The 26,079-nt window shown below is 52.7% G+C and carries 34 protein-coding genes; 29 read left to right on the top strand and 5 right to left on the bottom strand.

Translation table 11 applies throughout. From position 1 onward, the window contains the following. Nucleotides 1-81: 81 nt before the first annotated feature. The 3 genes from J8C06_RS03175 (at nucleotide 82) to J8C06_RS03185 (ending at nucleotide 3,921) form a co-directional block, all read left to right on the top strand. Entirely contained in the window at nucleotides 82-1,185 is a 1,104-nt protein-coding gene (locus tag J8C06_RS03175; protein WP_211429346.1) for an ABC transporter permease, read from the top strand. A gap of 84 nt (nucleotides 1,186-1,269) precedes the next feature. Continuing rightward, entirely contained in the window at nucleotides 1,270-2,562 is a 1,293-nt protein-coding gene (locus J8C06_RS03180; protein WP_211429347.1) for an MFS transporter, read from the top strand. Nucleotides 2,563-2,610: 48 nt separating this feature from the next. Further along, complete coding sequence (locus tag J8C06_RS03185; protein ID WP_211429348.1) at nucleotides 2,611-3,921, top strand: serpin family protein; 1,311 nt, start codon at nucleotides 2,611-2,613, stop codon at nucleotides 3,919-3,921. Here J8C06_RS03185 and J8C06_RS03190 read toward each other — a convergent pair. Next, on the bottom strand, nucleotides 3,884-5,179 hold the full coding sequence (locus J8C06_RS03190; RefSeq protein WP_211429349.1) for an MFS transporter: 1,296 nt from the start codon (nucleotides 5,177-5,179) through the stop codon (nucleotides 3,884-3,886). The genes J8C06_RS03185 and J8C06_RS03190 overlap by 38 nt on opposite strands. Before the next feature lie 141 nt (nucleotides 5,180-5,320). Here J8C06_RS03190 and def point away from each other — a divergent pair, with 141 nt between their 5' ends. Both def and J8C06_RS03200 read left to right on the top strand, forming a co-directional pair. Beyond that, nucleotides 5,321-5,824 (top strand): peptide deformylase, encoded by a 504-nt coding sequence (gene def, locus J8C06_RS03195; protein WP_211429350.1) that lies wholly within the window; start codon nucleotides 5,321-5,323, stop codon nucleotides 5,822-5,824. 6 nt (nucleotides 5,825-5,830) lie between these two features. Next, on the top strand, nucleotides 5,831-6,646 hold the full coding sequence (locus tag J8C06_RS03200; protein WP_211429351.1) for a menaquinone biosynthetic enzyme MqnA/MqnD family protein: 816 nt from the start codon (nucleotides 5,831-5,833) through the stop codon (nucleotides 6,644-6,646). On the opposite strand, the gene J8C06_RS03205 is transcribed toward J8C06_RS03200, so the two are convergent. From J8C06_RS03205 to J8C06_RS03215, 3 genes are all read right to left on the bottom strand, one after another. After that, nucleotides 6,643-7,824, bottom strand: coding sequence for an NAD(P)/FAD-dependent oxidoreductase (locus J8C06_RS03205; RefSeq protein WP_211429352.1), 1,182 nt, complete (start codon nucleotides 7,822-7,824; stop codon nucleotides 6,643-6,645). The genes J8C06_RS03200 and J8C06_RS03205 overlap by 4 nt on opposite strands. After that, on the bottom strand, nucleotides 7,821-9,152 hold the full coding sequence (gene hemA, locus J8C06_RS03210) for a glutamyl-tRNA reductase (protein WP_211429353.1): 1,332 nt from the start codon (nucleotides 9,150-9,152) through the stop codon (nucleotides 7,821-7,823). Before hemA ends, J8C06_RS03205 begins: the two co-directional genes overlap by 4 nt. A 143-nt stretch (nucleotides 9,153-9,295) precedes the next feature. Further along, nucleotides 9,296-10,120, bottom strand: coding sequence for a cytochrome C assembly family protein (locus J8C06_RS03215; protein ID WP_211429354.1), 825 nt, complete (start codon nucleotides 10,118-10,120; stop codon nucleotides 9,296-9,298). A 180-nt stretch (nucleotides 10,121-10,300) separates the two neighbouring features. Here J8C06_RS03215 and J8C06_RS03220 point away from each other — a divergent pair, with 180 nt between their 5' ends. After that, complete coding sequence (locus J8C06_RS03220; RefSeq protein WP_211429355.1) at nucleotides 10,301-11,209, top strand: ADP-ribosylglycohydrolase family protein; 909 nt, start codon at nucleotides 10,301-10,303, stop codon at nucleotides 11,207-11,209. A gap of 13 nt (nucleotides 11,210-11,222) precedes the next feature. Here J8C06_RS03220 and J8C06_RS03225 read toward each other — a convergent pair whose 3' ends face one another. After that, the gene (locus J8C06_RS03225; protein ID WP_211429356.1) at nucleotides 11,223-12,314 is read right to left on the bottom strand and encodes an ABC transporter ATP-binding protein; all 1,092 of its coding nucleotides are present in this window, start codon (nucleotides 12,312-12,314) and stop codon (nucleotides 11,223-11,225) included. A 591-nt stretch (nucleotides 12,315-12,905) separates the two neighbouring features. On the opposite strand from J8C06_RS03225, the gene rpsL reads away from it, so the two are divergent. The 23 genes from rpsL (at nucleotide 12,906) to rplO (ending at nucleotide 26,076) form a co-directional block, all read left to right on the top strand. Continuing rightward, nucleotides 12,906-13,322 carry a 30S ribosomal protein S12 gene (rpsL, locus tag J8C06_RS03230; RefSeq protein ID WP_211429357.1) on the top strand — a complete coding sequence of 139 codons (417 nt, stop codon included), beginning with the start codon at nucleotides 12,906-12,908 and terminating at the stop codon, nucleotides 13,320-13,322. Between the two features lie 72 nt (nucleotides 13,323-13,394). Beyond that, the gene (rpsG, locus tag J8C06_RS03235) at nucleotides 13,395-13,868 is read left to right on the top strand and encodes a 30S ribosomal protein S7 (RefSeq protein ID WP_211429358.1); all 474 of its coding nucleotides are present in this window, start codon (nucleotides 13,395-13,397) and stop codon (nucleotides 13,866-13,868) included. A 24-nt stretch (nucleotides 13,869-13,892) separates the two neighbouring features. Continuing rightward, nucleotides 13,893-16,007 (top strand): elongation factor G, encoded by a 2,115-nt coding sequence (gene fusA, locus J8C06_RS03240; protein WP_211429359.1) that lies wholly within the window; start codon nucleotides 13,893-13,895, stop codon nucleotides 16,005-16,007. Between the two features lie 44 nt (nucleotides 16,008-16,051). Further along, nucleotides 16,052-17,239 carry an elongation factor Tu gene (tuf, locus tag J8C06_RS03245; RefSeq protein WP_211429092.1) on the top strand — a complete coding sequence of 396 codons (1,188 nt, stop codon included), beginning with the start codon at nucleotides 16,052-16,054 and terminating at the stop codon, nucleotides 17,237-17,239. Between the two features lie 38 nt (nucleotides 17,240-17,277). After that, on the top strand, nucleotides 17,278-17,601 hold the full coding sequence (rpsJ, locus tag J8C06_RS03250) for a 30S ribosomal protein S10 (RefSeq protein ID WP_211429360.1): 324 nt from the start codon (nucleotides 17,278-17,280) through the stop codon (nucleotides 17,599-17,601). Nucleotides 17,602-17,621: 20 nt separating this feature from the next. Next, nucleotides 17,622-18,257 carry a 50S ribosomal protein L3 gene (rplC, locus tag J8C06_RS03255; protein ID WP_211429361.1) on the top strand — a complete coding sequence of 212 codons (636 nt, stop codon included), beginning with the start codon at nucleotides 17,622-17,624 and terminating at the stop codon, nucleotides 18,255-18,257. Between the two features lie 27 nt (nucleotides 18,258-18,284). Continuing rightward, nucleotides 18,285-18,929 carry a 50S ribosomal protein L4 gene (rplD, locus tag J8C06_RS03260; RefSeq protein WP_211429362.1) on the top strand — a complete coding sequence of 215 codons (645 nt, stop codon included), beginning with the start codon at nucleotides 18,285-18,287 and terminating at the stop codon, nucleotides 18,927-18,929. Nucleotides 18,930-18,941: 12 nt separating this feature from the next. Beyond that, the gene (gene rplW, locus J8C06_RS03265) at nucleotides 18,942-19,244 is read left to right on the top strand and encodes a 50S ribosomal protein L23 (RefSeq protein ID WP_211429363.1); all 303 of its coding nucleotides are present in this window, start codon (nucleotides 18,942-18,944) and stop codon (nucleotides 19,242-19,244) included. A 45-nt stretch (nucleotides 19,245-19,289) separates the two neighbouring features. Then, entirely contained in the window at nucleotides 19,290-20,114 is an 825-nt protein-coding gene (gene rplB, locus J8C06_RS03270; protein WP_211429364.1) for a 50S ribosomal protein L2, read from the top strand. Nucleotides 20,115-20,160: 46 nt separating this feature from the next. Continuing rightward, nucleotides 20,161-20,448 (top strand): 30S ribosomal protein S19, encoded by a 288-nt coding sequence (gene rpsS / locus J8C06_RS03275; protein WP_211429365.1) that lies wholly within the window; start codon nucleotides 20,161-20,163, stop codon nucleotides 20,446-20,448. A 16-nt stretch (nucleotides 20,449-20,464) separates the two neighbouring features. Further along, nucleotides 20,465-20,824 carry a 50S ribosomal protein L22 gene (gene rplV, locus J8C06_RS15395; protein ID WP_211429366.1) on the top strand — a complete coding sequence of 120 codons (360 nt, stop codon included), beginning with the start codon at nucleotides 20,465-20,467 and terminating at the stop codon, nucleotides 20,822-20,824. 21 nt (nucleotides 20,825-20,845) lie between these two features. Next, nucleotides 20,846-21,523 carry a 30S ribosomal protein S3 gene (gene rpsC, locus J8C06_RS03285; protein WP_211429367.1) on the top strand — a complete coding sequence of 226 codons (678 nt, stop codon included), beginning with the start codon at nucleotides 20,846-20,848 and terminating at the stop codon, nucleotides 21,521-21,523. Nucleotides 21,524-21,544: 21 nt separating this feature from the next. Continuing rightward, complete coding sequence (gene rplP / locus J8C06_RS03290; protein WP_211429368.1) at nucleotides 21,545-21,982, top strand: 50S ribosomal protein L16; 438 nt, start codon at nucleotides 21,545-21,547, stop codon at nucleotides 21,980-21,982. Next, entirely contained in the window at nucleotides 21,979-22,188 is a 210-nt protein-coding gene (gene rpmC / locus J8C06_RS03295; protein ID WP_211429369.1) for a 50S ribosomal protein L29, read from the top strand. The genes rplP and rpmC overlap by 4 nt, the downstream gene beginning before the upstream one ends. Then, complete coding sequence (rpsQ, locus tag J8C06_RS03300; RefSeq protein ID WP_211429370.1) at nucleotides 22,181-22,426, top strand: 30S ribosomal protein S17; 246 nt, start codon at nucleotides 22,181-22,183, stop codon at nucleotides 22,424-22,426. Before rpmC ends, rpsQ begins: the two co-directional genes overlap by 8 nt. Further along, nucleotides 22,393-22,851, top strand: coding sequence for a 50S ribosomal protein L14 (gene rplN / locus J8C06_RS03305; RefSeq protein WP_455423711.1), 459 nt, complete (start codon nucleotides 22,393-22,395; stop codon nucleotides 22,849-22,851). The genes rpsQ and rplN overlap by 34 nt, the downstream gene beginning before the upstream one ends. Then, complete coding sequence (gene rplX, locus J8C06_RS03310) at nucleotides 22,848-23,087, top strand: 50S ribosomal protein L24 (protein WP_211429371.1); 240 nt, start codon at nucleotides 22,848-22,850, stop codon at nucleotides 23,085-23,087. The genes rplN and rplX overlap by 4 nt, the downstream gene beginning before the upstream one ends. Before the next feature lie 36 nt (nucleotides 23,088-23,123). After that, complete coding sequence (rplE, locus tag J8C06_RS03315; protein WP_211429372.1) at nucleotides 23,124-23,666, top strand: 50S ribosomal protein L5; 543 nt, start codon at nucleotides 23,124-23,126, stop codon at nucleotides 23,664-23,666. 62 nt (nucleotides 23,667-23,728) lie between these two features. Beyond that, nucleotides 23,729-24,121 (top strand): 30S ribosomal protein S8, encoded by a 393-nt coding sequence (gene rpsH / locus J8C06_RS03320; RefSeq protein ID WP_211429373.1) that lies wholly within the window; start codon nucleotides 23,729-23,731, stop codon nucleotides 24,119-24,121. Nucleotides 24,122-24,145: 24 nt separating this feature from the next. Continuing rightward, the gene (gene rplF / locus J8C06_RS03325; protein ID WP_211429374.1) at nucleotides 24,146-24,712 is read left to right on the top strand and encodes a 50S ribosomal protein L6; all 567 of its coding nucleotides are present in this window, start codon (nucleotides 24,146-24,148) and stop codon (nucleotides 24,710-24,712) included. A 40-nt stretch (nucleotides 24,713-24,752) separates the two neighbouring features. After that, nucleotides 24,753-25,091, top strand: coding sequence for a 50S ribosomal protein L18 (gene rplR / locus J8C06_RS03330; protein ID WP_246602071.1), 339 nt, complete (start codon nucleotides 24,753-24,755; stop codon nucleotides 25,089-25,091). 30 nt (nucleotides 25,092-25,121) lie between these two features. Next, nucleotides 25,122-25,625, top strand: a complete 504-nt coding sequence (gene rpsE / locus J8C06_RS03335) for a 30S ribosomal protein S5 (RefSeq protein ID WP_211429375.1) — start codon at nucleotides 25,122-25,124, stop codon at nucleotides 25,623-25,625. Between the two features lie 22 nt (nucleotides 25,626-25,647). Then, nucleotides 25,648-26,076, top strand: coding sequence for a 50S ribosomal protein L15 (gene rplO, locus J8C06_RS03340; protein WP_211429376.1), 429 nt, complete (start codon nucleotides 25,648-25,650; stop codon nucleotides 26,074-26,076). Nucleotides 26,077-26,079: the final 3 nt, after the last annotated feature.

Consider the following 26,079-nt stretch of genomic DNA (forward strand, 5'->3'; position numbering starts at 1 on the left):
GGTCACCGCGCATTTCAAAATCGGGCCAGGTCAGGCAAAGTGGAAGTCTTCGGTAAGGTCTGATGAGGGGGATGAGTTTTCGTGCAATCTCTTGCCTGGGCTAACCTTCAGCATCGCCCGGCTCGCTCGTTGGCGACGGTTTTTGGCGTCGCGGTTGGCACCGTGCTGGTTTTACTGACGACTGGGTTGGCGCGTGGCATCATTGCCGAGCGCGCCGAGCGCGAAGCGCGGGTTGGCGCGCACGTCATGGTGCGCCCGCCCGGCTCGTTCGGCGGTGGGGTCGTGTCCAATCAGCCGGCCTATCCGCTCGACAAGATACCGCGCATGGCAGCTATTCCCGGCGTGCGGGCGGTCGTGCCGGCCATCCAGTACGCGCTGCCGTCTGACAGCGGCATCGGCTTCCGCTTGCTCGAAGGCGTCCCGTGGCCAGACTATGCCGCCATGAGCGGCGTTCAGATTGTCGCCGGCCGCGCGCCCCAGGGTCCAGATGAAATTGTGATTGACCAGGAGCAGGCGCGCAGCCGTGGCTTTGAGTTAGGCGCGCGGGTCACACTTTCCAAGCATGCGTTTACGGTCGTTGGTATCTATGCTCCCCCCAGCGGAGCCCGCATCAAAGCCCCACTAGAAACGCTTCAATCCATGCTGGAAGCGCCGGGTCGGTGCTCGTTGGTATTCGTGCAATGCCAAGCGGCCGGTGAGCAGGAAGCCGTCTATCAGCGATTGCGCGAGGCGTTCCCCACGGACCAGATCATTTTCATGCGCGACTTGCCCAGCCTTTACGCTGGAGGTTTGCCGGCGCTCGATACGTTTCTGCGGGTTGTCGTCGGATTGTCATTGATTATCAGCCTACTGATTGTGTCGCTGGCGATGTACACCTCGGTCATCGAGCGGACTCGTGAAATTGGCATCCTCAAGTCACTTGGCGCGACCAATACCTTTATTTTGCTGGCGATTGAGCAAGAGGCACTCCTACTGAGCAGCTTGGGTGCCGTGCTAGGCATTGGGTTGGCCTACCTCGGTCGCTGGTGGATTGTCAGCTTCACTGCCTTTCGCGCCATCGAGTTTGACCCCGTATGGTTCGCTACCGTGGCCGTTGTGGCGCTCATTGGCGGCGGCGGTGGCGCACTCTATCCTGCTTGGCGCGCGATGCGGCTCGATCCGGTTGAAGCGCTGCGCTACGAATGACTGGGGCGCTGGGGTGACGGCGTCTGGGGGCCGTCAGGGGTGCGCAATACCGACACACAAATTGCCGCAGTAAGCTTCACGCGCATGGCAACCATCGGGTACATCGAACTTCTGCGCCGGAATCCCCGCTTCCGAAGGGTCTGGTTTGCCCAAGTCGTCAGTGAGTTGGGCGACTGGCTCAACTATGCCGCGCTGATGCAGTTGGCGCGGCAGTATGGTGGCGGCGCGGAAGTCGCCGCGCTCATCATCGCCATTGAACTCCTTCCGTTTCCGCTCTGGAGTCCGGTGGCCGGCATGGTTGCCGATCGCTTCAACCGGCGGCACGTCATGATGGTTGCCGACGCGCTGCGCGCCATCATCGTTTTGGGGTTCCTGCTGGTTGATCGGCCTGAACGCCTCTGGCTGATTTATGTGCTGTCGGCACTTCAGTTTTCACTCGCGGCCTTTTTTGAGCCGGCCCGGCAGGCGCTGATCCCCTCGGTAGCGCGACCGGAAGAACTCATTACGGCCAACCAGCTCACAAGCCTGACTTGGTCCTTTACGCTGGGGTTGGGGGGCTTTTTGGGGGGCGTGGTCGCCAACGCCTTTGGGTTGACGGCCGCCTTTTTTGTGGACGCCGCTTCGTTTCTGGTTTCCTTTGCCATCCTGTTCGGCATGCGCGACGCTCCCGCTGTGGCCGAGACGAAGGGTATGGCGTTCGATACGGGGTTCTGGGTCGCCGTCAGGTATCTGTTCGCGCATCCGGTGACGCTGGCCGTAGCGCTAGTTAAAACCGGGATTTCGATTGCGGGCAGCGGCGTTTGGCTGTTGGCGGTCGTCTATGGTCAAACGGTCTTCCCGTTTGGCAAGGACGGCGCGCTGGCGGTCGGGATTCTCAACGGCGCGCACGGCCTTGGCGCACTCATCGGCGCGTTGACGGCCGGCTGGTTCATGCGCCGCCAGTTCAACATTGCCTGGAGTATCTTCTGGCTTTTTATGTTGCGCGGGCTGTTTTTTGGTCTCTGGGCCGGCGCGTTCAGCCTCTGGGTGGTTGCTTTGGCCACGATTCTGATTACGATCTGCGGCAGCTTGCTCTGGGTGGTCAGTACCACGTTGCTGCAACGGCTGGTCCCGGATGCCTTGCGCGGGCGCGTGTTTGCCATTGAGTTCGGCGCATTGACATTTGCGATGGCGGGTTTTCTATGGTTGACCGGACGGGCGCTCGATAGCTGGGGCTGGACGCCGACCCTGACCGTGCTGGCCACCGGCGCGTCGGCGTTTCTCGTGGCGGCCGGCTGGTTGCTCCTGATGGGGGTGTCGTCCCTGACCAAGCTTTCTGCCGAGACGACAGCGGATACGGTCGCCAATAAACCGGCTCGGGAACCCGGCGTGGCTTGAGTGCGTCAACGCACCAGACACATTCTGCTACGTCCCGGAGCGCACATCATGCCAACCTTTCCACGCTTGCTTACGGTTCTCGTTTTGGCACTTTTTCTGGTTACGAGCCATGACGCTTTTGGACAGAAACGCAAGCGCCGTCCGGTTTCCCGCCCGACATCTGGCTCACCAGTGGTCGCTTCCCCTATTTCCAAGGAGTCATCCATGAACCCCGCAACCGCCCCTCAAGAAGCCGCCGGTGGCGTCAACCGCTTTGCGGTGGCATTGCACCGGCGACTTGGTCAGCAAACCGATGGCAATCTGTTTTTCTCCCCATACAGCATCAGTTCTGCCTTGGCGATGACGGCGCTTGGCGCACGCGGCGCGACCTTGTCAGAAATGAATACTGCGCTTCAGTTCCCGTCCGGCATTCCCCATGCGGCTTTCACTGCGCAGGACAACCTCATCAAAACGCCCAACGCGCCCTATGTGTTGGCGGTGGCGAACGCACTGTGGGGGCAGCGCGGGCTGGGCTTTGCGTCAGACTTTCTGGCAGCCACGAAGACGTATTACGGAGCGGGATTTGAAGAAGTTGATTTTCAGGGAAACCCGGAAGGCTCACGCACCCGAATCAACGATTGGGTGGCCGGCCAAACCAAGGGACGCATCCCGGATTTGTTGCCGCCGGGCTTCGTGACGCCCCTGACCCGTTTGGTATTGACCAATGCGATTTATTTCAAGGGGGACTGGGCGACCGCTTTCAACCGTGATGGCACGAATGAGCAAGACCGTTTCCAACTGGCCCGGGGCGGCACGACGACGGTTGCCATGATGAATCGGACGGGCCGCTACGCGCATTTTGACGGTGGCACATTCCAAGCGCTGACGCTGCCTTACCGTGGTCAGGAATTGGCGATGGTCATACTGCTGCCCAATACCACCGATGGACTGCCCGCGCTGGAGCAGTCGTTGACGGCGGAGCGCCTTCAGGAAGTGACGACGAAGGCTATTGCGCGCGAGGTGCAGGTCAGTATCCCGCGCTTCAAGCTCACCTTGCGCGTGGATAGTCTCGTCAACGACCTCAAGGCGTTGGGGATGCCCTTGCCCTTCACTGAAAGCGCCGATTTTTCCGCCATGACCAAGCAAACCAAGCTGTGGATTGATGGCGTGGTTCACAAAGCCTTCATCGAGGTCAACGAAGAGGGAACGGAAGCTGCCGCCGCTACTGGCGTCGGGATGCGGACGACTTCAATTGCCGTCGAACCGGTGCGCCCGCTCGTGTTCCGGGCCGATCACCCATTTTTGTTTGTGATTCGGGACAACCGCAGTGGCGCGGTGTTGTTCATGGGGCGAGTGATGAATCCGTCCGCGCAAAACTGACCCACCGCGGCGCGCGCCAGTGACGCAATCCCGCGCTGCGGTGACGTTCTTTGGGGAGCCAGATCACCAGGACGGTGCTCAAGGTCGTAAACAGCGCCGTCCCAACGATGACGCCGTGGTAGCCACCAACCAGCGAGGCCAGCGGCTCGAAGGCGCGTGGTGCGAGTGACCCAACGCCCCAGGCAAAGCCCATCATGAGCGCCGATACGGTGGCCGTTCGCTGGGGAACGAGTTCCTGCGCCATGGCGACGTTCACTGGAATCGTTGCGCCCAGGGCAAAGCCGCCGCACACGAGCAAAGGGAGCGTCCAGTGGGTTGGCGCAAGAAAGGCCGCGGCCAGCAACGGCCCTGACGTAATGCCTGAAAGCACCGTGACGGCGCGTCCGCCGATGCGCTCGGCAAAGAAGCCGCCGGCCAGCCCGCCAATGCCCCCGGCTAACAAAAAGACGGTAAGGGCGTTGCCGATCTGGGTCAGCGAGGCCCCCTGGGCTTGCAAAATAAACGGATAGTACGCATTGACGAGCATCTGCGTCGCGGCCCGCGCGACCGTAATCGCGTAGAGTGCCAGAAGCGGAACACTTGCCAACTGCAATGCCTGCACCAAACCCGGTTGAGTTGGTTCGGCTGGAGCTGTGGTAGATGGGCGAGGTGGTGGCGTCGGGAGCGGCGGAAGCCAAAAGAACAGACCCGTCATGATCGCGACGCCGGCAATGGCCAGATACCAAGTACTCCCCAGACCGGCGAGTTCAATGGTTTGCGTGACCATCAACGGCCCACAGGCCACGCCGATCGTTCCCGCGGCTGAGAACAGCGCCATGCCGATGCGCCGGCGCTGACCACTGGCGAGAGCCGCCATCGCCGCTCCCTGTGGGTGGAACATGCCCACGCCCATCCCCCCGACGACTAAAACCAGGATCAACCAACCGTAGCCGGTGGCTTGGCCAATCGCCGACAGACAGAGCGCCGCCAGCAGCGGACCTACGAGGGCAAAGCCGCGCCGCGACCAGCGATCAGACAGCATCCCATAGGCCGGCTGGAGGAAGTTTGAAAAGAGCGCGTAGATGGGAATGAGCCAAAACGCTTGCGCCGCCGACAAGTGCAGGTGCGCCGTCATCAGCGGCAGCAGCGGGAAGATAAAGCTTGAGTAAGCATCGTTGACAAAGTGCGCCAGACAGGCCAGCCACAGTGCCGTCGGATTGGCAAAATTCGATAGACGCGGTGCGGAAATGGGTGAAGAGACTGAAGCCGTCGCTGCCATAAGATGCGCGACCTTAGCATGGCTTGCGTCTGGATGAGTGCCGTTTTGCCGGATAGCCGCGAAGCCGTAAACCCGCTGAGATGCATTGCGTGGCAGTGCTATGCTGTTGCATACCAGATTGCGTGAAGGGAATGGCAGACCATGAAACGCGAAATTGTCAAATACGGGTCAAAGGTTTTGACGGAAAAAGCTGCGCCGGTAACGGAATTTGATGACGCTCTGGCGCAACTGGTCGCCGACATGTTTGAAACGATGTATGACGCGCCAGGCGTCGGGTTGGCCGCGCCGCAGGTCGGGGTTTCCAAACGCCTCTTTGTGATGGATTGCAGCAAGGAGAGAAATCGGCAATTTGTTTTCATCAATCCAGAAATCATCCAGACCGAAGGCTCACAGACTGGAGATGAAGGCTGCCTGAGTTTTCCCGGAATTTACTTTGATGTGGAGCGCGCCGCGCGGGTGATTGTTCGGGCGCAGGATGTGAAAGGTACGTGGTTTGAGGCTGATTTTCTTGACCTCGAGGCCCGATGTGTTCTGCACGAGTACGACCACCTCGAAGGCGACCTCTTCATCGAGAAAGCCAGCCCACTTCGCCGGGAGCTGGTCAAGCGTAAAATCTGGAAGCTCAAGCGGGAAGGGAAATGGTGAGCTGACGTGGGGGATGCCTTACCCTCGATTGCTGCGTCGGACTACCTCAACTCGGCCGTCCTCATGGAGGACTTTCTCACCGGCGCGCAGCGCGAGTCTTGCCACTTGATAACGGATGCCGCGCCGGCGCGATGCGCCGAACTACTCCGGCAGGGCGAAGTTACCGCGGCGTTGATCCCCGCCATCGAGTATCAGCGCCTACCCCATCTGTTAGCCGTGCCCGGTGTGGCAATTGCTTCCAAACGCGCTGTGCGCAGCGTCGTCCTGGTGGCCAAAAAGCCGCTGCCCGAAGTCAAAACCGTTGCCCTCGATACGTCATCGCGGACGTCGGTTTCACTCATTCGTATTTTGTTTGCCGAGTTTTATCGCCAACCTGCGGCCTTTCATCCGGCACCCCCAGACATCCCACAGATGCTTGCCGACGCCGATGCGGCGGTCATCATTGGCGATCCGGCACTGACATTCGATCCGACTGGGTTGTACGTGTTTGACTTGGCCAGCGAATGGCGGCGCTTCACGGACTTGCCCTTTGTGTTTGCCATCTGGGCCGTCCGCGAGGCTGCGCGTGACCAGGTCGCGACACTTGACTTCATCGCTGCGCGAGACGCTGGTTTACAGGCGCGTCCGGCATTGGCGGCGCGTTACGCTCCGCGGCTTGGCTTGCCCGTTGAGACACTCAACACGTACCTGCTGGAAAACATTCACTACCGATTGGATGCTGACGATCTAGCCGGTTTGATGCGCTATTGGGAGCTGGCGGCCAAACATCGGTTGATTGACGAGGCGCACCCAGTTGTTTGGCTGAATCCGGCTGAAGGCTAGGCTGGCTTGAGTCGCGCCAGGTCGAAGCGCGCCGGTGGGCATCCGGTTTGCACCATTTCGGCGGCCAACCGACCGACTTCGAGGCTAAAGCCCATGCCGTGGCCATGGCAGGCCAGGGAGAACCATACCTGGGGGTGATTGGGAAGTGTCCCTAGAAGCGGCAATCCATCCGGCGTGAAGCCCATGACGCCCGCCCAGCGATAGTCAATGGGCAGACCCGACAGCTCTGGAAAGTGCCGGTCTTTGAAGCTTTCGAGAAAACCCTGGACCTCGGCCGTCGGCGTTTCATCCGTCCCGATTTCGGTGGAGGCAAACGCGCGACGGCCGCCCCCAAAAAGAAACCGACCATCCGGCAACTGACGGAAGTACTCATAGCCATGGTTGGCATAGACAACCTCCGCCAAGAGCCGCCTGGGGTAGGCAGCGGTGACGAAAATCTGCCCACGGGTTGGAAAAACCTTGTCGGCAAAGTCTGGACTGAAATGGACGGCCTCACCATTGAGTGCCAAAAGAATGCGCTCGGCGCGGAGGCTCCCCCTGGGGCCGTGCGCCCGAACCCCATCGGGGGTTGTTTCGAGTGCCGTTACGGGCCAATGCTCGAAAACTTCTGCCCCGGACTGTTCAATCAGGGCCCGGACGAGCTTGACCGGGTGAATGCCGGCGTCGTGGGGATTGTGGATTGCCGCGTAAAAACCACGTCCGAGCGGATCGCTCGGCAGGAAGGTCACGTTGAATCCGTCTTCGCGCAAAAGTTCGGCTGACTGTGCGAGGACGTTGGCTTCGTCGGGTGTTCCCGCCAACGTCAAGCTGCCGCAGGGCAGGTAATCGCAGGCTACGGTCGGGTAGCGCGCCAGGAACGCCCGAATGTGGTCATGACTGGCAACCGTGGTTGCAAACACGTCACGGGCGGTCGCGCGGCCGTACTTGGCAACTGACACCGCGTAATGATCAGCCGTGCCAGCGAGTAAGAAACCGGCATTTCGCCCGGTTGCGCCGCCGCCAATCTGACGTCGGTCAACGACGGCCAGTTTCCAAGCCGGTTTGGCCTGGGCCAAGGCATAGGCGGCTGCTCCCCCGGCAATACCACCGCCGATGATGAGGCAGTCAAACGTCTGCGCGGTAGGTGATGGTGGTTGCCAGGGTTCAGCCGTGGCCTGCCAAAACGATGCGGAGGTCATCGGTAGGTGCGCGCGCCCGCTTGCTCTGAACGCGCTGCGACCTGCTCAGGGGTGTGCGGCGCGGCATCCAGGGCAAACGCCCGGCGCAAGTCAACCAGTTCAGAATCTTGTTTGGCCGCTTCACGGAGTCCCAGAATGAGTGGGTGAAGGGTCTTGTTGACAATGCCCATGAGTAGAAACTCCCGAATGGCCGCTTCTTGTTCGGGTGTCAGGGCGCCAAGGCGCTTGCGATGACGCTCAAACTCAGCTTCGCAAATCTCGGTCAGGCATTCCTTGAGTGCCGCAACGGTCGGTCCAATATCAAGCCGGTCCGCGTCCGTCAGGAAGGCAACCATCTCGGCTTCGACAATTGCTTCCGCGCGTTCGGCTTCCCGTCGCCGTTCGCGCTGGTTGGCGGCGATGACCCGCTGTAAGTCGTCGAGGTCAAAGACAAAAGCGCCGTCAATCACCGCAATGTCGGGCGCAATCGTCCGGGGAACCGAAAGATCAAACAGCAAGAGCGGGCGGTAGCGCCGCCGATCCAGCGCCGCGCGAACCATCGTCGTGTTGATGTGATAGGTCATGGCACCGGTTGAAGCCACAACGATGTCGGCCTCGTGGAGCCGGAGCGGTAGTTCGTCAAGTCCGAGCGCGCGCCCCCCGCCGTGGAAGCTATCCGCAAGGTGCTGGGCATGGGCAAGCGTCCGGTTGGCGACAAAGAGCGTATCAACCCCGGCTTCAAAGAAGCATTTGGCGGCCAGTTCGGCCATTTCTCCCGCGCCGATGAGCAGCAGGGCTTTGTTCGTCAGATGGTCGAACACTTTCCTGGCCAATTCGACGGAAACCGAACCAAGGGAAATGGCATGTGCGCCAATACCGGTTTCTGTCCGAACTCGTTTGGCGACGGCAAAGGCTCGCTCGAAAAGGCGTCGCAGGTGGCGCCCTAGGGTGTTGGCCGCCGTTGCGATGGCGTAGGCGCGCTTGACCTGTCCCAGGATTTGGGCCTCGCCAACAATCATTGAATCGAGGCTGGCCGTGACGCGCATGACGTGCCTGACCGCGGCGCTTGACTGGTGAACGTAGAGATGCGGGCGGACTTGTCCACTTGGGAGATCGTGAAAGTCGCACAGGAAGGCCGTCACTGCTTCAACGGCTTCGGCCGTTGGCACGCAGGGAACGACGACCACTTCGACCCGATTGCAGGTCGAAACAATGACCGCCTCGCTGACGCGGCCACCAGACAGGAGTCGCTGGAGAGCCACTGCCATCCCGTTCTCGGAAAAAGCCAGCCGCTCGCGCACGCTGACTGGCGCTGTGGTGTGATTGAGTCCGACGAGGAGCAGGTTCATGGAGCGCGGTACTAACTAGCGGTGATGGTCGGGGGGCGCACTGCTCACCAAGCGACTTTGAATAAATCAGCAACGGCCTCGCGCGCAAAGCTGGCGGCTGAAAGGCTGGCAACCGCGCGCACTGACAAAAGCCCAAGAGCATTCTAACCGATGGCGTGAAATCCGTTAAACCAACCAATGCCAACCAGGCTTACGATCACGATGGCAAATCCAACGATGCCCAACCACGCGGCTTTCCGTCCCCGCCATCCGGCGGTAAGACGGTAATGAACCACACAAAAGTATATTAGCCAAGTCGCCAGGGAAAGAAATTCAAGTGGGTCGCCGTGCCAATAGACGCCATTGAGACGGCGCGATCCGACAATCCCGGTCAGTATCCCCAGCGTAAGCAGCGCAAAGCCGATCATCAGCGCCTTGGTGCTTACGTCATCACAGGTATCCAGGGATGGAAGGCGCGACCAGAGGGGGCCAAACTGTTTTCGCTTAAGCTGGCGCTCCTGCACGATGTACAAAATGGCCGCCACAAACAGAATGGCAAACGCCGCATAAGCGAAAACGAAAAGCACCGCATGCAGTGTTAGAAGTGAAGCGGTCTGACCATAAAACTTCAGGACGGCGGCGGTGTCACTTGGCGCTGGCAAAAGCCAAGCTGCCAATGCAAAAAGGAACACCATCGGCATCGCAAAGGCCGCAAATGACTGCGAGCGATACCAGGCATAGGCTCCGAGAAAGTAGGCTGCAATCGCCCACCCCAGAAATGAACAGACCTCTTGGTAACTCAACAATGGGCAACGGGCGACTTCCCAGCCGCGAACCACAACCGAAGCTGTGTGCGCTGCAAAACCGGCACCCATCAACCACAGGGCCAGCCAAAACCAGCGCGGACTGAGTGGACGCCATAATGCAGCCAAGGCATGGCCAGCGCCAAAGGCATAGCAGGCAACGGCAATGAGAAGCAGCGCAGACATAGGAACTATCTCAAGACAGCTTGACTCTAACGTATGCCACTAGGCTTACGTCATAGACGTGTGTCATGGTACGCACGATCAGCCGCGCACTCAATTCGTCCAACCACGCGGCTCCGCGCTCCACGAAAATGATTGCGCAGGGCAGGACACGATGACCTTGAGAAATAGGTTGCATTTACCATGAAGGAAAACTTTCAGGGCGGCTTGCTGGGGGCTGCCATCGGCGATGCGTTAGGGTTTCCATTCAAAGGATTGAGCGCCGCAGAAGTTAGCGAGTATGGTCGTTTCGAGTCACTGCGTGAACTCCAGCCCGTCCCGTCTGTCCGCGCCTTGCCTGGCGAATTAGCCGACGAGGGGCAGCAGCTCTTGCTGACGCTTGAGGGAATCTGCACGCAGCGCGCGCTCGATGTGCCAGACCTTACTCGGCGGCTCAAAGGCTGGTTTCGGAGTCATCCAAAGGACATGACGCCGCTTGTCCGGCATGTCCTTACCCGTCTCGATGCTGGCGAAGTTGCGGACGAAGCGGCTGAAGGGGCGTCGTTCGATGCACAGTTTAACCCACCCGATGGTGGGCATCTCACGCGCTGCATCCCGGTGGCGCTGTACCGGGTCAGGGATGCCGACCGTCGCCGGGCGGACGTCACGGCCGTTGCCCGTCTGACCCACTGGGATCCGGTCGCTGTCCAGGTTGCCTTGGTGGTGGGAGAACTCTTGGTGCAACTCGTCCAGGGCAAGTTGGGTTCACTTGACACCTGTCTCCCCCCCGATGCGTTGCCGGAAGTGCAGGCGGTTGTTCGGTCATCTCGTGAAGCCGAACAACTAGATGTGTCAGGCAGCGCTCTTGGGGTACTGGGGGTTGGATTGTGGGCGCTGAACAGGTCCAAAACCTTCGAGGATGGCTTGGTTGAGGTTGTTTCCCTTGGCGGAGCAACGGATACAAATGCGGCTGTCGCGGGCGCACTGCTCGGCGCGAAATTCACCCGTCTCGCGCTTCCTCAGCGCTGGGTATATCGTCTGGAAGGGCATGCCCGACTCGAGGTCCTCGGAACGCGCTTATTTGAGCTGGCAACCCTTGTGACTCAGCGTTGATCGGGGCGCGCGGTTATGTGTCGTCTGGTTTGACGATGACGGCTTGGGATGGCGGCCAGAAAACCTGAACTCGCGTGCCTACCGCCCAGTCGCTGGTTGGCGTGTGGCGGAGTGCGGCTGTGATGACTTGTCCATCCGATAAGCGGATAGTCCAGTAGGTTTCAGACCCGGCATACGCTCGTTCAGTAAGTTGCCCAGTGAGCGCTGTCCGATGGTTGGAGAGGACGTCGGACAGGGATGCAACCTGAATACTTTCCGGGTGGACAGCAATGGTTACTGTCTGCCCCGGCTTTGTCGGGAGATGGTTATTGGCGACGTTCACTAGGTGTTCCCCGATGACAACGGTGCAGGTGTGGTGCTCCGTGCGGCGCACTTCACCTCTCAGTAGATTGCAGTTGCCGATAAAAGACGCCACAAAGGCCGTGCTCGGTGTGGTGTGCAGTTCTTCAGGGGTTCCGACCTGTAGTATTCGTCCACTATGCATGACGGCAATGCGGTCTGAGAGGGTCAAGGCTTCAACTTGGTCATGGGTGACAAGAATAAAAGTCATTCCAAGTTGACGTTGGAGCGCTTTCAACTCACGTCGCATATGGCGGCGCAGGTGTGGGTCAAGCGCGGACATCGGCTCATCGAGTAGTAACACTGGCGGCTCACAGGCGAGCGCGCGGGCAAGGGCAACGCGCTGTTGTTGCCCGCCAGACAGTTCGTGTGGGTATTGGTGGTGAATGCCCTCCAACCCGACGAGCTTGAGCATGGCTTCGACCCGCTGCCGAATGACGGACTGGGGCTGCCCCTTCCGCATCAGCCCAAAAGCAATGTTGTCGCCCACATTCAGATGGGGAAACAGCGCATAGTTCTGGAAGACAGTATGAACTGGACGGCGATACGCTGGCTGGTTTGTGATGTCTTGCCCGGCCAGGTGAATGCGCCCAGTGTCGGGATGCTCCAGCCCGGCGATGAGGCGCAGGAGGGTTGTCTTACCGCATCCCGACGGTCCCAGGAGTGTCAGAAACTCCCCGGCATCAACCTGTAGCGAAATATCGGCGAGTGCAATCTGTGAACCGAATCGCTTGGTAAGCGTGAATAACTCAACGGCAGGTAGCATGACGCACGGCGGGCGATAGCTGAGGAGTTATTATGCTGTGCTAAAAGGTGGTGTCTTTGAAAGAAGTGTTACTGATCGTCAGTCATGAAGTCGGTTCAATACTACTGCCGCACGCAAAAAACGGAAGCAGAAAGTACCGTTTCAAAAACTTTGCATGGATATCGCATTCCTGCCTCCATGCAAAGGTTTAGCCGTCACGCCACTTGACTCGATACATCCTGCTTCCCTTGACTTCAAATCATTCTCAGGTTTGTTGCTTCGCTATTGCAGGCAGGGTCGGCGCTCCAAAAAAACCTGTTTGAAGCTTGTTTTCTCTTTGACTTGCGCCGTTTTCACCCGTATCCCCTCACCCAGTGGGTTTCTTGAGGGATTTTGCTTTGCGGTGCTTGGCGACTCGTTCCTGCCTCAGTTCAATGCGCCGTGATTTTGATGGATTAGGGCTTGACAAGGCTTGTCGGCTGTTCGTAGTATAGGCGTTTCGTCACTCGAAAAGTTACCGAGTCGCTCACGAATGCGAACGTTAGAAGTTTTGGGGTGGCGGGTCGCTTCCTGGCGACTGCTTGCGTTTTGAGAGAGTTTTTGGAGGTCAGCGTGCCAACGATCAATCAACTCGTTCGCAAGGGACGAGAAAAGGTCAGATACAAGACGAGTAGCCCAGCGCTCCAATCCTGCCCACAGAAGCGTGGTGTCTGTACGCGCGTTTACACACAGACGCCCAAGAAGCCAAACTCTGCTCTGCGTAAAGTGGCGCGTGTGCGCTTGGTCAATGGGATTGAGGTGACGACCTACATCCCTGGCATCGGACATAACTTACAGGAGCACTCGATCGTGCTCATTCGGGGCGGTCGAGTCAAAGATTTGCCCGGCGTGCGTTACCACGTCGTGCGCGGTACGTTAGATTCGGTAGGCGTTGCCAATCGCCGCCAAGGTCGCTCGAAGTACGGGGCGAAGCGTCCGAAAGAAGGCGGCAAGGGCGCTCCAGCCAAGGGTCCAGCGAAGAAGAAATAGTTTTGGGAAAAAGAGAGTCCAGGCGGAAAGTCGGGCTGCCGCTTCCCGCTAGCGTATGGAGCAGGGTGATGTATGCCACGAAGACGAGTCGCTGAGAGACGGGAAGTACTCCCCGATCCGATATACAATAGTGAAATCGTGACAAAATTTATCAACTGCCTGATGTGGGACGGCAAGCGCTCTGTAGCTGAAAACATATTTTATCGCGCTATGGAGAGCATCCGCGTCAAGACGGATGATGACCCACTCAAGATTTTTAAGAAGGCTCTCGACAATGTTCGCCCGCGCGTGGAGGTCCGTTCGCGGCGCGTTGGTGGTGCGACCTACCAGGTGCCAATTGAAGTTGATTATCGGCGGCGTGGTAATGCTTTGGCGATTCGGTGGCTCATTACTTATGCCCGTCAACGCGGCGAGAAGGCAATGATTGACCGACTGGCTAATGAGCTTCTTGATGCTTCTAACCTGCGTGGCGCGGCCGTCAAAAAACGTGATGAAGTTCACCGTATGGCTGACGCTAATCGCGCTTTCGCACACTACCGTTGGTAGTTTTCACAGGGTGATGGGGGCGTTATGGCAAGAAAGGCTCCGCTCAGCAAATTTCGTAACATTGGCATCATGGCACACATTGATGCTGGTAAGACGACTACCACTGAGCGAATTCTGTACTACACCGGCCGCAATCATAAGTTGGGCGAAGTCCACGAGGGCGCGGCGACCATGGACTACATGGTTCAAGAACAAGAGCGTGGTATTACGATAACCTCGGCTGCAACGACTTGTTTCTGGCGACTCGGTGGCGCTACGGAAGGTGAGCAGTTCCGTATCAACATTATTGATACGCCGGGACACGTAGACTTCACAATCGAAGTGGAGCGTTCCTTGCGCGTTCTGGACGGCGCGGTTGCTGTATTTGACGCAGTGGCTGGTGTTCAGCCTCAGTCGGAAACAGTGTGGCGTCAAGCAAATAAGTATGGTGTTCCGCGTATCGCCTTTATCAACAAAATGGATCGCGCCGGAGCCGACTTCTACAAGAGCACTGAGTCTATTCGTACTCGCTTGAGTGCTCGTCCTATCCCAGTTTTTCATCCGATTGGTGCAGAAGATGCTTTCGAGGGGGTCGTTGACCTCATTACCATGCAAGCAGTCCGGTGGGACGAAGAAAGCAATGGACAAAAAATGCTCTTTTCAGAGCCAACCGGCGACTTGCTTGAGGAAGCAAAGGCGGCTCGCGATCGGATGATTGAGCTGCTTGCGGATGTGGATGATCAAATTGCCGAAAAGTATTTGGAGGGTGCGGATATACCTGAGGCCGATCTGCGCGCGGTGCTGCGACGCGAGACGATAGCCATGAATATCGTCCCTGTTTTGTGTGGCTCGGCTTTCAAGAACAAGGGAGTCCAGCAGCTTCTCGACGCAGTTGTTTATTACTTGCCTTCACCGATTGATATTCCGGCTGTCCAGGGAGTTCTTCCAAGGAGTGAGGAAACGAGTAGTCGTCGGGCCGCAGATGATGAGCCATTCTCAGCGCTTGTTTTCAAGATTTTGTCTGACAAGCATATTGGACAACTCGCCTTCTGTCGCATTTACTCAGGCGTTCTTACGTCAGGTTCCTATGTTCTGAACTCAACCAAGGAAACTAAAGAGCGTGTTGGCCGCGTGATGCAGATGCACGCGAACAAGCGCGAAGACCTTGAAGAAGCCTACGCCGGGGAAATCGTTGCCGTTGCAGGACTAAAAAATGTCGCAACTGGAGATACTATTTGCGATGAGAAATCTCCAATCATTCTTGAGGCAATGGAGTTTCCAACACCAGTTATTGAAGTGGCGATAGAGCCGAAGACTAGACAAGATCAGGACAAGTTGAGCGTTGCTCTTGGCCGTTTAGCTCAAGAAGACCCTTCGTTTAGAGTCAAGACCGATCCTGAAACTAATCAAACCCTAATTGCCGGCATGGGCGAACTTCATCTCGAAATTATCGTTGATCGCCTACGCCGTGAATTCAATGTGGATGCCAACGTTGGTCGTCCACAGGTTGCTTATCGGGAGACGATTCGCATGCCGGCAGATGGTGTCGGGAAGTATGTGCGTCAAACTGGCGGCCGGGGTATGTACGGGCATGCTGAGATCAAGTTATACCCACTTGACCCAGGCTCTGGCTTTGTTTTTGAGAATAAAATTGTTGGCGGCGTTATCCCACGTGAATACATACCCGCTGTCGAGTCTGGAATCAAAGAAGCCATGGAGCGAGGAATTCTCGCTGGCTATGAAGTTGTTGACGTAAAAGTTGAATTAGTTTTTGGTAGCTACCACGAAGTTGACTCAAATGAAATGGCTTTCAAAATCGCAGGCTCAATGGCGTTTCAGGAAGCTGCAAAAAAAGCAAAGCCGGTTTTACTTGAGCCGGTTATGGCAGTAGAGGTCGAATCGCCTGAGGAGTACTTTGGTTCAGTGACCGGGGATTTGAGTTCACGTCGTGGGCGAATCGAGGGTTTTTCAGAGCGAGCTGGATCACGAGTTATCTCGGCTGCCGTTCCACTCTCAGAGATGTTTGGTTACTCAACGGTTTTGCGTTCTATGTCGCAAGGGCGAGCTATTTATACCATGCATTTCAAATCTTATGAGGAAGCACCACGGTCTGTTGCAGAAGAGATTATTGCGAAGGCAAAGGGTGCAACTGGCAACTAAGTGTAAAAGTATCTGAAGTGGCATTGATTTTTGAGGAGTGATGTATGTCAAAGGAGAAATTCGATCGGAGTAAAACGCACGTCAACATTGGGACGATTGGACACGTGGATCACGGGAAGACGACGTTGACGGCAGCGATTACGACGGTGTTGGCGAAGCGGAATCCGAAGGTGCAGAAGAAGAGCTACGACCAGATAGATGCAGCGCCGGAGGAGAAAGCGCGTGGGATTACGATCAACACGGCGCACGTGGAGTATGAGACGGCGACGCGGCACTACGCGCACGTGGACTGCCCTGGGCATGCGGACTACATCAAGAACATGATCACGGGGGCGGCGCAGATGGATGGGGCGATTTTGGTGGTGGCGGCGACGGACGGGCCGATGCCCCAGACGCGGGAACACATTTTGCTGGCGCGGCAGGTTGGGGTGCCGGCGATGGTGGTGTTCATGAACAAGTGCGACATGGTGGATGACGCGGAGTTGCTGGACTTGGTGGAGTTGGAAGTGCGGGAGTTGTTGTCGAAGTATGACTTTCCTGGGGATGACATTCCGGTGATTCGGGGGAGCGCCCTGGGTGGACTGAACGGGGAAGCGAAGTGGGAGGAAAAGATTGAGGAGCTGATGGCGGCGGTGGACAACTACATTCCGACGCCGGTGCGGGACATTGACAAGCCGTTTTTGATGCCTGTGGAGGATGTGTTTTCGATATCTGGGCGTGGGACGGTGGCGACGGGGCGCGTGGAGCGCGGGGTCGTGAAGGTGTCGGACGAGGTTGAGGTGGTTGGGATTCGGGAGACGCGCAAGACGGTGGTGACCGGGGTGGAGATGTTCCGGAAGCTGCTGGATCAGGGGCAGGCCGGGGACAACGTAGGGTTGCTGCTGCGGGGCGTGGATCGGCGGGACATCGAGCGGGGGCAGGTGATAGCGAAGCCTGGGACGATTACGCCGCACACGAAGTTCAAGGCAGAGGTGTACGTGTTGACGAAGGAGGAAGGTGGGCGGCACACGCCATTTTTCAAGGGGTATCGGCCACAGTTTTACTTTCGGACGACGGACGTGACTGGGGTGGCGGAGCTGCCGGATGGGGTGGAGATGGTGATGCCGGGGGACAACGTGGCGTTGGCGGTGGAGTTGATAACGCCGATTGCGATGGAGAAGGGGCTGCGGTTTGCGATTCGGGAAGGAAGCCGGACGGTGGGCGCTGGCACGATTTCCGAAATCATCGAATAGGCTGTTTGGGTTTTGTAGGTCTCACCAGGAGAAATAAAATGAGTGATAAGATACGAATTAGGTTAGAGGCATACGACCACAGGATACTTGACCAATCTGCCTTAGAAATTGTTGAAACCGCACGCCGAACTGGGTCACGTGTGGCTGGTCCTATTCCTTTGCCTACGGCAATGAGCCGTTTTACAGTTCTTCGTTCACCGCACGTAGATAAAAAGTCACGTGAGCAGTTCGAAGTTCGTACCCACAAACGTCTGGTGGATATTTTGATGTCTACGCCTCAAACAGTAGATGCATTGATGAAACTGGACTTGCCGGCTGGGGTTGATGTTCAAATAAAGACCTTCTTCAAAGAAAAAAGATAGACTCTATTCGGTGAGAAACTATGGCAAATGGTATTCTAGGCATAAAACTTGGCATGACACAGGTCTTTCAGAGTAATGGGACGGTAGTTCCAGTGACGGTGATAAAAGCCGGACCCTGTGTTGTAACCCAACACAAAACCCAAGCTAAGGATGGCTACAATGCTATCCAAGTTGGACTGGTAGAAGCAAATCCTCCTAAAAAAGTAACTAAGGCTCTTCGCGGACATTTTGAAAAGACGGCTAGTGGAACTCCTCCCACGCGACTTCTTAGAGAGTTTCGAGTCGAGGATGTAGAGAAGTTTCCGATAGGATCTACTATCTTGGCCAATGTATTTAGTCCAGATGAACTGGTTACCGTCAGTGGTAACTCAAAGGGACGGGGATTTGCAGGTTTCATCAAGCGTCATGGTTTTGGTGGGGGGCGTGCAACCCACGGATCAATGTTCCACCGTGCCCCTGGTTCGATCGGTGCCTCGGCATTCCCATCGCGAGTTTTCAAGGGAAGTCGTATGGCAGGTCACATGGGCAATGAGAAATGTACCGTAAAGAATCTAAAAGTTATCAAGGTGGACGAAGACCTTGGCATCATACTTGTTCGTGGTGCTGTGCCCGGTGCGAATGGAACTTACTTGATGGTAAAGAAAGCTTCTTCATAAAAAAGATTGACAGTGTGAGAAATAAAAATGACCACGGTAAAGATGCGAACCTTAGACAATGACCAAGTTTCTGATTTAGAAATAAGTAGTGTGCTGTGGCAATTCCCATTAAATACCACGCTAATATCAGAAGCTATTCATGAGTACCGTGCAAGGGGACGTGCTGGTACTGTAGCTACTAAGACCAGAGGTGATGTCTCTGGTTCAGGTAAAAAGCTGTGGAAGCAAAAAGGAACAGGTCGCGCTCGCATTTCTAGCATTCGCTCTCCTTTATGGAAGGGAGGTGGGAATGTTCACGGTCCTCAGCCACGAGATTGGTCATACAACCTTCCAAAGAAAAAACGCTGGAAGGCAATTGCGACAATTTTCGCTGAACGTCTAAGAGAAAACAACGTTCTTGTTGTTAGTGATCTCTCACTTTTCTCTCATAAAACTAAACTCTTAAAGTCGAAGATAGATACACTTGGTCTCTTAGGACATAAAATTTTAATTATTGATTCAACTGAAAATAAGAATCTGATCCTTGCATCGAGAAATCTTCCTGGAGTTAAGGCTATCACCTCTCTGGGCGTTAACGTTTATGATTTACTCTTCCATGAGAAGGTACTGATTAGTAAATCAGCGCTCAACACGTTGTCAGATAGTCTGTCTCGTATACTTAATGGAAAGTGATTGTGTACTAAAATGAATGTATTTGAAGTTATAGAGAAACCACTAGTTAGTGAGAAAGCTCTTAAACTCAAAGAGCAGGCTGTCAGCTCAAACCAAGTCATTGCGCTTCGCGTCGCTAAGAAGTCTGATAAGGCAGATATTAAAAATGCAGTAGAGCTCCTCTTTAACGTAAAAGTTAAATCGGTCAACACAATGAATTATGAAGGGAAAAAAGTGCGTCGTGGCCGGTACACAGGGAAGAAGAATGATTGGAAGAAAGCTTATGTTACGCTGGCTTCTGGGTATAGTATAAATGATTATCTAGAGTCGTTGTGAGATATTTATTTGGTTCATAGATGATAGAGATTTGAGGCTACCAACATGTCAGTCAAGACTGTAAAACCTACATCTCCTGCTAGGCGTTTTCAGACATTTATTGTTGATCCTAGTCTGTCTCGTGAACGCCCACTAAAATCTCTAACTGAGAAAAAGGAAAAAATCTCAGGAAGAAATAATGACGGACGCGTTACCACTCGTCATCGTGGCGGTGGTCACAAGCGTCTTTATAGAATCATAGACTTCAAGCGAAATAAATTGGGTGTGCCTGGTAAAGTGGAAAGAATTGAATATGATCCAAACCGTTCTTCGAGGATTGCGCTGATCAGCTACCTTGATGGTGAAAAGCGCTACATACTTGCTCCGGTTGGACTTACGATTGGACAGCTTGTTATGGCAGGTCCCGACGTAGACATTGTATCTGGTAATGCTTTGCCCCTGAAAAAGATACCGCTTGGCACAGAAATTCACAACATAGAGTTGAGACCAGGCAAGGGAGGCCAAGTTGTGCGAGCTGCGGGAGCAAAAGCACAACTGATCGCCAAAGACGATAAAATGGCACAGATTCGGATGCCTTCAGGTGAGGTAAGGAAAATACTTGTTACCTGCTACGCAACAATCGGCCAAGTCGGAAACCTAGATCACGAAAACGTTTCGCTTGGTAAGGCTGGTCGAGCCCGTTGGCGTGGGTTGCGTCCCGAAGTACGGGGCGTTGCTATGAATCCTGTGGATCACCCGCATGGCGGTGGAGAGGGAAGAACTTCTGGCGGCCGGCATCCTGTGACACCCTGGGGTATTCAAACTCGAGGGTACAAAACACGCCACAATAAGCAAACAGAGAAATATATCGTCCGTCGCCGTGGTAAGTAGTTATGCGGGTAGTAGTGCGAGTGGCTTGTGACAAATGGAGGATTGAATGCCGCGTTCGATAAAAAAAGGTCCGTTCGTTGATAATTCTGTTCGTGACTTGGTTTCTCGCTTGAACGAAGTTAACGAACGACGTGTTATTAAGACTTGGTCAAGACGTTCAACTATCATCCCTGATATGGTTGGCCACACATTTGCAGTTCATAATGGGAAAAAATTTATCCCTGTTTTTGTATCCGAGAACATGGTCGGACATAAGCTTGGCGAGTTTGCTCAGACCCGATCTTTCAAAGGGCACGCTGGTGATAAAAACGAAAAGTCAGCCAAACGGAGATAAGAAAGGTTTTTGAAAAATGCGCTCCACTGCTCTCCTTCGATCATCAAAAGGTTCACCCCAGAAAGCTAGATTAATTATAGATCAAATCCGCGGGCGCAACGTCACCGAAGCCTTGGCTCTGCTTAATCTCAGCAGAAAAAGATTAGCTCCTATCCTAAGAAAAGTTTTATGGTCTGCTATATCTAATGCTGAATATCGTGCCGAGCAGAATAATATACAACTTAATATGGAGCAACTTTTTGTCGAAGAATGTTCAGTCGAAACAGGCTTAACCAAGTATCGCCGCCGTGTGCGACCTGCTCCCATGGGAAGGGCTTACAGAGAGCAACGACGACTCTTCAATGTGAGAGTTGTTCTTTCTGACGATAAAAAATAATACGACATTTGGTGAAAAATAATGGGACAAAAAGTTCATCCTTACGGATTCCGACTAGGTGTTGTTCGTAATTGGCGATCAACTTGGTACTCCAATAAGGCGACCGAGTTTGCAAAGTTGATTGCAGAAGACTTTTATCTACGTAAGGAGTTGAAGAAGCGTTTTTCTGGTGCAGGCGTCGCGTCTATTGACATTGAGCGTGCTGTAAACAAGCTGAAGATAATAGTCCACACTTCACGACCGGGTGTGATCATTGGCAGGAAAGGTTCTGAAATAGACAAACTCAAGTCAGAAATACAACAAAAAACAGGACGTGATGTGATTATCAATATTCAGGAAATACAGAAGCCGGAGTTAAACGCTCAATTGCAGGCTGAACAAATAGCATCTCAAATTGAGAAACGCATTGCGTTTAGACGTGCAATGCGAAAAGTTACGGAAAGCTCTCGTAGATTCGGTGCGCAAGGAGTAAGAGTTATTGTTTCGGGAAGACTCAACGGGGCAGAAATTGCAAGAAGTGAGCAATACTTAGAAGGTAGGATGCCGCTCCACACATTACGTGCTGATATTGATTATGGTTTTGCTGAGGCACATACTACATATGGTGTTATTGGAATAAAAGTTTGGATATACAAGGGAGAAATCTTTTCAATAAGACGTGCCGCCAACCAAGGAGAGTCCTGGAAGGCTCAGAAATAATGAGCAAAGTGGAAATTAATCATGGCTGAATATAAATCACCAAAGAAAACAAAGTACAGAAGACAGCAACGTGGGCGACGCTCTGGTTTAGCTACGGCTGGCTCTAGTATCAGTTTTGGACAGTTTGGACTCAAGGCACTTGAGGCGGCCTGGATAACGAGTCGCCAAATAGAAGCTGCGAGAATTGCTATTTCCCGCTCTTTGAAGCGAGGTGGTAAAATATGGATTCGCATTTTTCCAGACAAACCCATTACGAAGAAACCAGCGGAAACCAGAATGGGAAAAGGTAAGGGGGCTCCAGATGGCTGGGTTGCAGTTGTAAAACCTGGCAGGATTCTATTTGAAGTTGAAGGCGTCAGCGAAACACTTGCTAGAGATGCCATGTACTTAGCGGCCCAGAAATTACCGATAAAGGTAAAATTTGTCCTCAGAGATTCTGAGAATGGGATGATACTATGATGATGGTCACAGATATACGCTCCAAATCTATTGTTGAGTTAGTCCCCTTAGCAAAAGAGATGCGCAGCGAACTTGCTAGGCTACGTATCAAGAAAAACTTAGGTGTGACTGAAGCTGCCGCAAAAATAGCATCTACGAGAAAGACCATTGCGAGAATTGAAACTATAATAAAAGAAAAAAGTAGGATTGGTGATGTAAATGAATAATAGACGTATCGAAAAAATCGGGTTTGTTATCAGTGCAAAAACAAGAAAAACTGTTACTGTGAAAATTGAAAGACTAATCATGCATCCGATATACAAAAAATTTATCAGAAGACGTTCTAAATTTCTAGCACATGATGAGTTATCGTGCAATGTTGGCGATAAAGTGAAGATAGTTGAATCTCGTCCTTTGTCAGCAAGGAAGCGGTGGATAGTAAAAGAAATTTTGCACAAAGCTTAGTTTTAGATGCACTCATACATGTGCAGGGATTTGAGAGGGAATTCTATATGATACAAATGCGCACTTTACTCGATGTAGCAGATAATTCAGGAGCAAAGAAAATATCTTGCATCCTCCCACTTGGTGGATCTGTTGGAAGGCGGATCTCGCTTGGAGACATTATTACTGCTAACGTTAAGGAAGCTTCTTCAGATGGAGCAGTGAAAAAAGGACAGGTAGTGAAAGCCGTTGTTGTGAGAACCCGTAAGGAAGTTCGCAGAAGAGATGGTAGTTATGTGCGCTTTGATCAGAATGCAGCTGTTCTAGTCAAGAAGGGGAGTGAGGGGTGGGATCCAGTTGGTACACGTGTTTCTGGTCCGATAGCCCGCGAGTTACGAGATAAAAAGTTTATGAAGATAGTTTCACTAGCACCTGAGGTAATATGAAAAGTAATAAGCTCAAAAAGAATATCAGAGTAAATGACCAGGTAGTCGTAATCTCTGGACGCGACAAAGGAAAGTCAGGGGCGATTAAAAAAGTTGACCGCACAAACCTTATCGCCATAGTTAGTGATATTGCTCTCAATAAAAAACATGTGAAAAGAGACTCATCCAGTCAAGATAATGTTGGTATCATAGAAAAAGAAGCATGGGTATCACTGTCAAAATTGCGAAAACAATAGACTTTTATACTTTGATTGATTGAGGTGAGGCTAAAAATGTTAGACTTTGAGAGAAAAGAAAAAATTATAAGCAGGATGCGTGAAGTATTCAATTATAAGAATGTTATGTCTGTGCCGAAACTTGAAAAGATAGTCATCAACATGGGACTTGGTAAAGACTATATATCATCAAAAAACATAAAGGTGCTGGAGTCTGGCCTTTTAGAGCTTTCTCTGATTACTGGGCAAAAGCCAGTTATAACAAGGGCAAAGCTTTCTATTGCTGCATTCAAGTTAAGAGAAAAAGATCCAATTGGTGTAATGGTAACTCTGCGTGGAAGGCGGATGTACGAATTCTTCGAGCGTTTAGTCAATATAGCCTTGCCAAGAGTTCGTGACTTTCGAGGCGTACCTGCTAAGTCGTTTGACGGGCGTGGTAATTACACTCTCGGTATAAAGGAACAGATTATGTTCCCTGAAATAGATATAACCAAGGTTGAAAAATTTCGAGGCATGAATGTGACTTTTGTCACATCAGCTAGAACTGATGAAGAGGCCAGAGAGTTACTTGCCTGTCTTGGAATGCCTTTTAGAAAGTAGCTTGCAGTCACTCTCCAAATAGCAAAATCTTTTGATATTATAGATATGTGTAGGTAGCAAAGATGCATGACCCTATTAGTGATCTCCTAACGAGAATAAGAAACGCAATTAGAGCTGGACACTCCAAGGTAGATGTTAGCTACTCTAAAATTAAGGTCGAGATTGTAAGAATTTTGAGAGAAGAAGGCTACATCAACAATTATAAAACAACAGGTGAAGGGGTTAAGAAAACAATACGTATATACATAAGATACGCTCAATCCTCTGAATCTGCTATTCAGTGTCTTCAAAGAGGTTCTCGCCCAGGCAAGCGAGTTTATGTAGGTGTGAATCAAATACCTCGCCCGCTCAATGGGCTTGGCATCTGTATTTTGAGTACATCTCAGGGAATACTCACTGGAAAAGAAGCTTACCAAAAACAGATTGGAGGAGAGCTTCTTTGTATTATTTACTAGTCTACAAACTCAGGTAGCTAAACTATGTCAAGAATAGGAAAACGCCCAATTCCTCTATTGAATTCAACTGTTCGCACTGAAAATAAAAGTGTCTTTGTAAGTAGAGGGCAACACCTCATTGAAGTAAAAATCCAAAATGGATTGGATGTAGAGCTACAAAATAACAGTTTGGTTGTCGTAGCAACTGATCAATCTAATTGGCAATACCAAGGGCTGACAAGAACCCTTATCGATAATGCTATACGAGGTCTAGATTCCAGTTTTTCAATTAACTTGGATTTAGTCGGGGTTGGTTACAAAGTTGAAAAGAAAGACACAAAATTAATTTTTAATCTTGGCTACTCGCATCCTATAGAATTTGAATTACCTAGTGGTATAGAGTGTAGTATAGAAAAACTACAAAAGCCAATACAACAATACCAGACAACGCTTACAATAAAAGGCTCGAATAAAGCAGAAGTTGGGCAGGTTGCTGCTGACCTAGTCAAATTGCGTAAGCCCGATGCTTATAAGGGGAAAGGTATTCGTTACGCAGCCAAGACCCTGGTCCTGAAACCTGGCAAATCGGGTGGAAAAGGTGGGAAGAAGTAACCTCCCCCCTCAGCTTTATAAGTTAGGAGGTATTAACAACGTGCGAAAAGGAAAGAAAAATATAATTTTGCCCACTCGTTTTCGCCTTTGTGTGCATCGCAGTTCAAAGCATATTCGAGCACAGATAATTGATGACAAGATAGGGGTAACTATTTGTTCTGCAAGCTCTCTTGGAAAAAATGTTCAAAACCTGGAGCTAGTGAGCGAAGCAAACCTTTCAACAAAGATCAGATTCGCCAATCATGTGGGTACGGAAATAGCTAGAAAAGCAAAGGAAAAGGGTATCTTTGAAGTTTTTTTTGATCGAAACGGCTACAAATACCATGGAAGAATTAGGCAGCTCGCGGAAGCCGCCAGGAAAGAAGGGCTCAGCTTTTAGGGAGCCGACTTCAAGGTTAGGATTATAGACATGAAGAATAAAATTGTGAGAAGCTCGGATGAACTTGAACTAAAGGACTCCGTAATTTCAATAAAGCGAGTCACTAAAGTGGTCAAAGGTGGTAAGAATATGAGCTTTAGTGCACTTGTCATTGTAGGTAATGGTAACGGTATAGTTGGCTTCGGAAGTGGCAAGGCATCAGAAGTTCCTATCGCCATAAAAAAAGGTATAGAGTCTGCCAAAAAAAATTTGATAAAAGTTACTTTGCACAAAGGGACATTGCCGCATGAAGTAGTTGGTAAGTTTGGCGCTGGCAAAGTGCTCATAAAACCAGCTAAAGAAGGTAAAGGGGTCATAGCTGGTGCGGCTCTAAGATCTGTTCTGCAGGTTCTTGGTGTTCGAGATGCCGTTACAAAAGTTCTTGGTTCAAATAACCCTGCAAACATCGTGAGAGCTACATTTAATGGTCTGTCAAATGTACGTTCAAGAGAACAGGTTGCTCTTGCAAGGGGAAAAAACTTAACTGATATCTAAAACAGACAAGGACTAAGAGAAGATGCTCAGCTTGAGTAGCCTGTCACAAGTTGTAAGAAGCTCCAAAAAAAGAGTCGGTCGTGGACCTGGCTCTGGCCTAGGGAAAACATCAGGTCGAGGTGTCAAGGGACAGAAGTCAAGGTCTGGTTTTACCTCCAAGCGCGGATTTGAAGGTGGACAGATGCCTTTACATAGGCGGCTTCCGAAGAGAGGTGATTTGCGGGGAAGGAAAAATGTGGAAAATAAAAATGCCGCCATCCTTGATATTGCAAAACTGCTCTCTTGCTATGAGTCAGATGCCCAGATATCTATCCAGTCTTTGATAGATAAGGGGCTTGTCAAAGGTGAGAAGAAAAAAGTAAAAATAATAGGATCTGCAACCAGTGATAAAAAATTCAATTTCATAGATGTAATGACTTCTTTGAGTGTGAAGTCTAACTTTGGGCAGTAATGT

It is taken from the genome of Chloracidobacterium validum, assembly GCF_018304825.1.
In the GTDB taxonomy this organism is placed as follows: domain Bacteria; phylum Acidobacteriota; class Blastocatellia; order Chloracidobacteriales; family Chloracidobacteriaceae; genus Chloracidobacterium; species Chloracidobacterium validum.